This window comes from Syntrophorhabdaceae bacterium (assembly GCA_028713955.1).
Taxonomy (GTDB): Bacteria; Desulfobacterota; Syntrophorhabdia; order Syntrophorhabdales; family Syntrophorhabdaceae; genus UBA5609.
This window is the reverse complement of record JAQTNJ010000223.1, coordinates 1-5,218: the sequence shown is the minus strand read 5'-3', so window position 1 is coordinate 5,218 and position 5,218 is coordinate 1. Positions and strand designations below refer to the sequence as shown.

Genomic DNA, 5,218 nt, shown 5'->3' with positions numbered 1-5,218 from the left:
CCGAATCGATAGAGGGTAACTGCGCGCAGCTGAGCAGCGAGGGAAACAGTGTTCCGGCCACATCGATGTTATTTCACAGGTTCTATCCGCTTGCGGATGCGGGAGAGAAATGGTTTTCCCTATTATATTATCCTGAAGGCGTTTAGAATAAGAGAGACAAGAAAGTAAATCTATTTGATATAATGAGCGCCTCGGCTCGTGCGGTTCGTGAATGCCGCATCGGCAACGATCAGGGCCGTCCGCACGCCGTTTCTCAGGCTTATCACCATGGGGACTAAGTGTGTCCTCCTGTAGAAATTGTCGATCCTGTTCTTCAGATAGCTTAAGTCTTCCATCGCCCTCTCCAGCCTCTTTACTGTCCGTATAATACCCACATAATTCCACATGGTCGATTTAATGCTCACCCAATCCTGCCGGATCAGTGCAGGGTCGACCTCCTCTTCCCTTTCGGGGAAACGCCATGGCGGGATCTCGGATTCCTTATATTGTTTCTTGTTGTCGAAGACGGAGGCAATATGCTTAGCTGCCCTTATGCCCCAGACAAGACCTTCGAGCAGCGACGTGGAGGCAAGCCTGTTTGCGCCATGGATCCCCGTCGCAGTGACCTCACCGGCGGCATAGAGGTTCTTCAAAGACGTCCTGCCGTCGATGTCCACCTGCACCCCTCCGCAACTGTAATGGGCTGCCGGGACTACGGGTATCGGGCTTTTTGATATATCGATATCCAGGGATTTGCACTTTTCATAAATATTGGGGAAACGCTTCTTTATATCGATGCTGGCATAGGAAGCGATATCTAAGTACACGTAAGGGTCTCCCCTTTTGATCATCTCCTCGTATATCGCCCTCGATACCTCGTCCCTCGGCGCCAGCTCGCCGAGAGGAGAATACTGGTCCATGAACAGCGCATTGTCCCTCGTTTTAAGTCTCGCCCCCTCCCCCCTTAACGCCTCGGATATGAGGAAACCGTCTACGTCCTTGTGGAAAAGGGTTGTGGGATGGAACTGGATGTATTCCATATTGATGAGCCTTGCTCCGGCCCTGTGGGCCATCGCGAAGCCTTCACCCGTCGCTACGGCAGGGTTTGTGGTATGGAGGTATATCCTCCCGAGCCCGCCCGTAGCAAGGATTATATATGACGAGAATATCCTCTCCACGTGCTCGCTTTCGTTATTGAGAACGTATGCACCGATACACTGCGGCTCCATGTAGAGTGAGAGCGGATTCGTCGAATGGTGCGGGATAGTCATAAGGTCTATCGCCGTATATTTCGTGAATATCCTGATCTTTTTTGTTTCTTCCGCCTTCTTTACAAGGCTCTCCTCTATTGCCTTTCCCGTCGTATCCATGTAGTGGAGGATCCTTCTCTTCGAATGGCTCGCCTCCCTGGCGTATTCATACTCCGTATTTGCGGTGCGTGCAAAGGGCACCCCGACCTTTTTAACCAGGAATTCCTCAACCAGGGCCGGCCCTTCATTGGCGAGTATATCGACGGCCTTGCGGTTCGAGATACCGTCCCCGGCCTCCATGATATCGTTTATAAGAAATTCAGGCGAGTCGTCCGCACCCCTGGCGACGATCCCTCCCTGTGCGTAGTATGTATTCGATTCCTCGAGGGCTGTCTCCTTCGTAATGACTATTACGTCAAGCCCCGATTCTGCGGCGGTTATGGCGGCTGAGAGACCGGCTATCCCCGAGCCGATAACAAGAACGTCACAATGATGTCTGCTGTCGCGGTTCATCTCATGAAACCTCCAGCATTCGCTTAAGCGCCATCTTTGCGTCCTTCGCAATGCCGGCTTCCACTTCGACCCTTCCGAAATAACGGTTGTCGAGCAGTCCTTCAAGCACCGCGAGGAGCCTCCGCGGGGTCACCTTCGACATCTCGCTGCACCCCGATTCCCTGAGAGGCACAACAAGCTTATCAGGGTTTTCATTTTTTATCCTCTTTACAAAATTCCACTCCGTGCCGATCGCCCATTTCGTCCCCGGTCCGGACCTCTCTACGATATCCTTTATAAAAGCGGTAGAGCCCGCATAATCGGAGAGTGAAACAACCTCAGGCGTGCATTCCGGATGAACGACTATCCTGATCCCTTCATACTGGTCTTTTATCCTCACGATGTCCGACGGCAAAAAATCCGTATGGACGTAGCAATACCCCTTCCACAGGAATATCCTTGCCTCTTCTATGCGCCCCTTGTCCGTTTCATCAGACCTCGCAGAGGGATCACGGATAATGATCTCGCTGTCCCTGATGCCGAGCCTGCGGGCGGTGTTCCGTCCCAGGTTTTCATCGGGAAAAAAGAAAAGGGACGCGCCCTGTGAAAAGACGTAGCTGAATACCTTTTCCGCGTTCGACGACGTGCAGACAAGGCCGCCGTTCCTGCCGCAAAAGGCCTTCAGGTCGGCGTTCGAATTCACATAGACAACGGGGATGATCCGCTTTCCCGCTGCCTTCAACTCTTCCCATGCCGCCTCGACCTTTTCTATCGCGGCCATATCCGCCAGCGGGCATCGTGCATCCGGCTCAGGATGCAGGACCTCCTGTTCAGGCGAACAGATGATCCTCGCCATCTCCGCCATAAAGGAGACAGCGCAGAAGACGATGTAACGCGCGTCCTTCTGCATGGACGCCGCCCGTGCGAGCTGCAGGGAATCGCCGACAAAATCCGCGTACTTTACGATGTCGTCTTCCTGATAGAAATGTGCCAGTATGATAAGGTTCTTGCCTAAGGCATCCTTCGCGGCCTCAATCCTTTTCAGGGTCTCAGCCCTTTCCGATTGTCTTTCTGCCGCATTCATTTCAATACCTTTTCATGAAGCAGGCTTATGTCAAGAGACTTAAAGGAATGGGTCAGGGCCCCCACGGAGATGAATTCGACCTCTGTCCTTGCGACGTCCCTGATCTTCTCCAGGTTCATGTTCCCCGATACCTCGATGGGTATCCTTTTATTCACGAAAGAAACGGCCTCTTTGATGGAGCCCATATCCCAGTTATCGAGCATTATCCGGTCGACGCGCTCCTCCAATGCCTCTTTCAGCTCCGCCATGTTTTTTACTTCCACCTCTATAGGCACCTTCGATACTGCCCGTATCCTTTTTACGGCCTCCTTGATCGAACCTGCGACGGATATGTGGTTCTCCTTGATGAGGGCCATCTCACTCAGATCGGCCCTGTGGTTCACTCCTCCGCCCATCCTGACGGCGTACTTCTCCTTTGCCCTGTGCCCCGGGGAGGTCTTTCTTGTATCGAGTATCTTAACCCCTGTGCCTTCAACGGCATCGACAAACCTTCTTGTCAGCGTGGCTATCCCGGAAAGCCTCTGGAGTATGTTCAGGGCAACTCTTTCGCCCGTCAGGACTGCGCGCGTCTTCCCTTTGACGATCGCGATCGTATCGCCTTTCTTCACGTATTCCCCGTCCTTCTTTATCTCCTCATATATCAACTCATTATCAAGTTCTTTAAAGATCCCGGCAGCAAGAGACTGGCCTGCAATAACACCGTCCTCTTTCGCTATAATGACGGCTTTTGAGGCGTGGTCTTCAGGCACTATGGCGTTTGTGGTAATATCGCCGCTCCCGATGTCCTCTGCCAGATAATCTTTCATGCTGCCTTCCATAGGGTTATTAATTATAAGGTCGCACAGAAACGGAGTCAATCAAAGACTGCTATTTCCTCAAAAAAAGTTTTGTATTCGTGTAAAAGATATGGCATAACTAATAGAACTTCCAATTTAACAACTTGATCTGCAAACATTTTATTAAAATTGAAGGCAGCGGAGGTGCAGTGATGAAATTTTTTATAGACACGGCGAACGTTGAAGAGATCAGGAAGGGGATTGCAATGGGACTCGTCGACGGCGTGACAACAAACCCGTCACTCCTCTCGAAAGAGAAAAAGGACCCCGATGCCGTCATAAAGGAGATACTCTCTGTGGTTGACGGCCCTGTCAACCTCGAGGTCATCGCGACAGACGCGAAAGGCATGTGTGAGGAGGCGCGGAAACTCGCCACCCTGGGACCCAACGCCGTCATCAAGATCCCCATGACCGAAGAGGGGATCAAGGCAGTAAGAACACTCTCACGGGAAGGGATCAAGACGAATGTGACCCTTATCTTCCAGCCCGTCCAGGCGCTCATTGCCGCGAAGGCAGGCGCCAGTTATGTGAGCCCCTTTATCGGAAGGCTTGATGACATATCGGAGAGAGGGATGGGGATCATCGAAGAGATCTGCCTGATCTTTTCCAATTACGGCTTCGAGGCAGAGATCATCGTTGCAAGCATCAGGAATCCGGTTCACGTCCTCGAAGCGGCGCTCCTCGGCGCAGACATCGCGACGATACCCTTCAACGTCCTGAAGCAGTTGATGAACCACCCTTTGACGGATATCGGCATCGAACGGTTCCTGAAAGACTGGCAATCCATTAAGAAATAAAGAGGGTGAGAAGGTAAGAGGGTGAGAAGGTGAAAAGAGCAGAAAAAACATCTGATCTTCTGCTCTTCTTAACTTCTTGTCTTCTATAGATTTTTACGATTGTCCAGTGAGCTTTTGATCGTCAGCAGATCGATATAGACGATATCCCCGCCAACGGGAACGCCTGATGCGATCCTCGTGATCTTCACGTCGAGAGGCTTGAGCATCTCGCCGATGTAGTGGGCCGTTGTATTCCCCTCAATATTGGGGTTCGTGGCTATAATGACCTCTTTAATGTCTTCTTTTTCTATCCTTTCTCTCAATTCCTTGATCCTGATCTCGTCAGGGCCGATCCCCTCGATAGGGTTTATGACGCCATGAAGGATATGGTAGCGGAAATAGCCCGGATAGGACGATTCAATGACCATCATGTGTGAAGACTCCTCCACCACGCAGACCGTCGATCTGCTCCTCCTCGCGTCCCTGCATACCTCACATGGGTCAGTATCGGTAATATTGAAGCAGATACTGCAGAGCCGTATCTTCTCCTTGATATCGATAAGACTCGTCGAAAGCTCCGTTATGTAACTGTCCCTGGCATTTAAAAGGAAAAAGGCAAGCCGTGTGGCAGTCTTCCTGCCGATGCCGGGGAGTTTTGTAAGGTTTTCGATCAACCTTTCTATCGGCGCAGGATAAAACACACTTACATCCCGAAAGGCATCTGCATGCCGCCGGTTACCTTTGCCATCTCTTCCTGCAGCATCTCCCGTGATTTATTGAGACCCTCATTGATTGCCGCCA

General features: G+C 51.5%; 5 protein-coding genes. 1 reads left to right on the top strand and 4 read right to left on the bottom strand.

Features of this window, described 5'->3' with window-relative positions; genetic code table 11:
* Positions 1 to 170: 170 nt before the first annotated feature.
* Genes nadB through nadC form a run of 3 tightly spaced genes read right to left on the bottom strand, consistent with a single transcriptional unit; the run spans position 171 to position 3,611 of the window.
* Entirely contained in the window at positions 171 to 1,742 is a 1,572-nt protein-coding gene (gene nadB / locus PHU49_14290) for an L-aspartate oxidase (protein ID MDD5245174.1), read from the bottom strand.
* 1 nt (position 1,743) lies between these two features.
* Positions 1,744 to 2,805 (bottom strand): quinolinate synthase NadA, encoded by a 1,062-nt coding sequence (gene nadA / locus PHU49_14285; protein MDD5245173.1) that lies wholly within the window; start codon positions 2,803 to 2,805, stop codon positions 1,744 to 1,746.
* The gene (gene nadC / locus PHU49_14280) at positions 2,802 to 3,611 is read right to left on the bottom strand and encodes a carboxylating nicotinate-nucleotide diphosphorylase (GenBank protein MDD5245172.1); all 810 of its coding nucleotides are present in this window, start codon (positions 3,609 to 3,611) and stop codon (positions 2,802 to 2,804) included. The genes nadA and nadC overlap by 4 nt, the downstream gene beginning before the upstream one ends.
* Before the next feature lie 182 nt (positions 3,612 to 3,793).
* Here nadC and fsa point away from each other — a divergent pair, with 182 nt between their 5' ends.
* Positions 3,794 to 4,438 carry a fructose-6-phosphate aldolase gene (fsa, locus tag PHU49_14275; protein MDD5245171.1) on the top strand — a complete coding sequence of 215 codons (645 nt, stop codon included), beginning with the start codon at positions 3,794 to 3,796 and terminating at the stop codon, positions 4,436 to 4,438.
* An 83-nt stretch (positions 4,439 to 4,521) separates the two neighbouring features.
* Here the strand turns inward: fsa and recR are convergent, their stop codons facing one another.
* The gene (gene recR / locus PHU49_14270) at positions 4,522 to 5,118 is read right to left on the bottom strand and encodes a recombination mediator RecR (protein MDD5245170.1); all 597 of its coding nucleotides are present in this window, start codon (positions 5,116 to 5,118) and stop codon (positions 4,522 to 4,524) included.
* Between the last annotated feature and the right edge of the window lie 100 nt (positions 5,119 to 5,218).

What these genes read in the sequence shown, in the direction of transcription:
- nadB (MDD5245174.1), bottom strand. Translation starts at nt 1,742, where the DNA reads ATGAACCGCGACAGCAGACATCATTGTGACGTTCTTGTTATCGGCTCG.
- nadA (MDD5245173.1), bottom strand. Translation starts at nt 2,805, where the DNA reads ATGAATGCGGCAGAAAGACAATCGGAAAGGGCTGAGACCCTGAAAAGG.
- nadC (MDD5245172.1), bottom strand. Translation starts at nt 3,611, where the DNA reads ATGAAAGATTATCTGGCAGAGGACATCGGGAGCGGCGATATTACCACA.
- fsa (MDD5245171.1), top strand. Translation starts at nt 3,794, where the DNA reads ATGAAATTTTTTATAGACACGGCGAACGTTGAAGAGATCAGGAAGGGG.